Raw genomic sequence first — 3,164 nt, forward strand, 5'->3', positions numbered from 1 at the left:
CAAATGTGCGCGACCTCGCGGCGTCAATGAGGCATTCTTATGGCTGTTCATCCGAGGGTTCCCCGTGTGGCGATGGGTTGGTGTGAGAACCCTCATCTTCCACGGCCTCGGGTGAACAACCTCTTGGGAAACGACATCTAGCATCTAGCATCGGGCCATGAAATGGCCTCCGCTTTCCCTGCTCGTCGTCGTCGGTGTGACCCTGCTGGCCTCGTGGGCCTGGCGCAGCCATGTAGCGGACGGCGACGCCGAACTGCTGTCGCAACGCGTGAAGCCGGGCGACATCCGCATGATCTCGTCGGAGACCTGCGGCTGGTGCACGGCCGCGCGGCGCTGGATGACCGCCGAGGGCGTGCCCTTCAGCGAATGCTTCATCGAGCGCGATGCGCAGTGCCTGGCGGGCTATCAGGCACTGGGCGGCGCCGGCACGCCGACGCTGGTCGTGCGCGGCCAGCGCGTGCTGGGCTTTGACCGCGCGCGCATCATCGACATCGTGAAATAGGCCGAGCCGAGTCGGCAACGCTGGCTCAGCAGCGCTGGCGACTCGGCTCGGCGATGGTGGACGTTGGCGTCATGGGCATGTTCGGGCGACGCCGTTCAGATGCGCTTGGTGCTGGTCTTGGCGGCGGCCAGGGTCGTGTTGCGCAGCAACGTGGCATCGCTGTAGCCGACGACCACGACGCGCGGCAGCTGGACCACTTCACGCTGCGCATGGCCGGTCACGACGACGCGCGGCAGCTGTGCGATCTCCTTCGTGGCCTTGCCGGTGACGACGACGCGTTCGAGCTTGACGGTGGCCTGTGGAGCTGCTTGCACGGCGAAGGCCGAGAAAGCGAGGGCGATGGTGGCAACGGCGCTGTAGAAGGTGGGTTGCTTGCTCATGATGGACTCCGTTCGGTGGGTTTCGAGAAGCGTGATTGCTTGTTCGATGGAGTCAGTTTCGTCACTGCGCCCGCACCCTTCCAGGCGCCTGCGATCAATGGCGGGCAGCGCTGGACGAACTGCGCGAGCCGGTGATGAGCTGCGCGCCGGCTGGCCGCGCGGGGCCGTTCAATCCAGCTGCAGCCCCAGCCGCGCGAGTTCGCCGCGCCCCTGGCGCACCAGTACCGGCTCGTCGCCCTGGCTCATGTCGAGCACGGTGGTCGGCTGGGCCGGGCAGGCCCCCGCGTCCAGCACGAACTGCAGCTGGCGGTCCAGCAGCGCATAGACGTCGGCGGCGTCGTTCATCGGTTCGCTGTCGCCCGGCGGAATGAGCGTCGTCGACAGCAGCGGCTCACCGAACAGGGCCAGCAGGTCCTGGGTGACCTTGTGGTCGGGCACGCGCAGGCCGATGGTGCGCCGGCTGGGGTGGGACAGGCGCCGCGGCACTTCCTTGGTGGCGGGCAGGATGAAGGTGTAGGCGCCCGGCGTCGCCAGCTTGAGCAGGCGGTACTGGCGGTTGTCGACCATCGCGTAGTTGGCCAGTTCCGACAGGTCACGGCACAGCAGCGTCAGGTGGTGCTTGTCGTCCACGCCGCGCACGCGGCGCAGCGCCTCGGCGGCGGCCTTGTCATCCAGGCGGCAGACGAAGGCGTAGCTGGAGTCGGTCGGGATCGCACCGATGCCACCGGCCTGCAACATCTGCGCTGCCTGGCGCAGGAAGCGCGGCTGCGGGTTGTCGGGGTGGACTTCAAAGAGCTGGGCCATGGTCAAGCGTAACCCGGCAACCCGCGTGCCGACATTGGCCGGCAACGGCGTGCGATGTTGTCCGACGAAGCGCGCGGGCCCGCCGCCGCTACGGTTGCGTCATGCCACGCATGCTGCGCCACGAGGTCCACCCCGCCAACCCGCAGGGGCGGCTGTTGCACGGCATCGCCACGCAGGTCCGGGCCGGCGCCATTGCGGTGCTGCCTACGGCGGCGGGTTACGCGCTGGCCTGCCGGCTCGACCACAAGACGGCGACCGACCAGCTTGGCCGCCGTGCAAACCGCACCGGCCGGGCGCCGGCAGCGCTGCTGTACCGCGACCTTGCGCAGGCCGCCAGCTATCTGCAGATCGGCGACGAGGCCTTCCGGGCGATCCGTGCCGCAGATGCTGGTGTCCAGGCCTTCGTGCTGCGCAGCACCCGCAGAGTGCCGCGCCGGCTGCTGCCTGCCGCAGGCGGAGCCAGCCTGCTGTGCTTTGCCGGCCACGTCGCTGCGCAGGGCCTGCTGGCGCTGCTCGACGAGCCGCTGTTCATCGCGCTGCCGGCGGCCGTCGCCACGGCCATCGACGCGCTGCCTGCCGGCTGGCTGGGCGGCGTGGATGTGGCCTTGGACGCCGGGGCGTTGCCCGCCGCACGGGCGGTCCGGGTGGTCGACCTGCACGGCCTCCTGCAATTGCGGCCCAGTCTGTCGCGTTGGCTCGCCTGCGAACCCGCGCTGGCCTGAGGGAGGCGACGCGGCGGGCCGAGCTTCAATGAATGCGCTCGGCCAGCTCCGCCCAGACCGGCGTCAGCCGCGCTGACAGCGGCGGCAACGTGCCCAGGTCGGTGCGGCTCTCCTGAGGGCAATGGAAGTCCGAGCCACGCGAAGCCAGCAGGCCGAACTCGAGCGCCGTGTCCGCGTACTGCACGAACTCGGCCGCCGTGTGGCTGCCGGTGACCACCTCGATGCCGCGCCCGCCGTGGCCGATGAACTCGGTGATCAACGCGTACTCCTCGGTCGGTGTGAAGCCGTAGCGGCCCGGGTGGGCAATGACGGCCACGCCGCCGGCACGCTTGATCCAGCCCACCGCGTCGCTCAGCCGCGCCCACTTGTGCTGGACAAAGCCCGGCTTGCCCTCGGTCAGGTAGCGGCGGAACACTTCGGAGACGTCCGAACAATGGCCGCCGTCGACGAGAAACCGGGCGAAGTGAGTGCGTGAGATCAGCTCTGGATTGCCGACGTATCTCAACGCGCCCTCGAAGGCGCCCGCGATGCCGACCGCGGCCAGCCCGGCCGCCATCTCGCGCGCGCGCGCCTCGCGGCCACCGCGCGTGGCACTCAGGCCCGCGCGCAGCTCGGCCGACTCGTGGTCGAAGCCCAGGCCGACGATGAGGACCACGCGGCCGGCGAAGGTCACGGAGATCTCTGTGCCGGTCAGATAGGGCAGGCCCAGGGCTTGGGCAGCGGCGATAGCGCGGGCCTGGCCGCCGATCTCGTCGT

The 3,164-nt window shown here is 69.8% G+C and carries 5 protein-coding genes; 2 read left to right on the plus strand and 3 right to left on the minus strand.

Annotated features, from left to right (window positions below):
• Positions 1-157: 157 nt before the first annotated feature.
• Positions 158-502: a glutaredoxin family protein gene (locus ACT6S0_RS27350; protein ID WP_444766875.1), complete on the plus strand. Its 345-nt coding sequence runs from the start codon at positions 158-160 to the stop codon at positions 500-502.
• A gap of 95 nt (positions 503-597) precedes the next feature.
• Here the strand turns inward: ACT6S0_RS27350 and ACT6S0_RS27355 are convergent, their stop codons facing one another.
• Positions 598-882, minus strand: coding sequence for a hypothetical protein (locus ACT6S0_RS27355; protein WP_444766876.1), 285 nt, complete (start codon positions 880-882; stop codon positions 598-600).
• Positions 883-1,050: 168 nt separating this feature from the next.
• Positions 1,051-1,686, minus strand: coding sequence for an L-threonylcarbamoyladenylate synthase (locus tag ACT6S0_RS27360; RefSeq protein WP_444766877.1), 636 nt, complete (start codon positions 1,684-1,686; stop codon positions 1,051-1,053).
• A gap of 101 nt (positions 1,687-1,787) precedes the next feature.
• Here ACT6S0_RS27360 and ACT6S0_RS27365 point away from each other — a divergent pair, with 101 nt between their 5' ends.
• Entirely contained in the window at positions 1,788-2,408 is a 621-nt protein-coding gene (locus ACT6S0_RS27365; RefSeq protein ID WP_444766878.1) for a Sua5/YciO/YrdC/YwlC family protein, read from the plus strand.
• A gap of 25 nt (positions 2,409-2,433) precedes the next feature.
• On the opposite strand, the gene ACT6S0_RS27370 is transcribed toward ACT6S0_RS27365, so the two are convergent.
• The coding region (locus tag ACT6S0_RS27370; protein WP_444766879.1) for a phosphatase at positions 2,434-3,164 on the minus strand (731 nt) is incomplete at its 5' end.

It is taken from the genome of Roseateles sp. (assembly GCF_052436255.1).
Classification (GTDB): Bacteria; Pseudomonadota; Gammaproteobacteria; order Burkholderiales; family Burkholderiaceae_C; genus Pelomonas.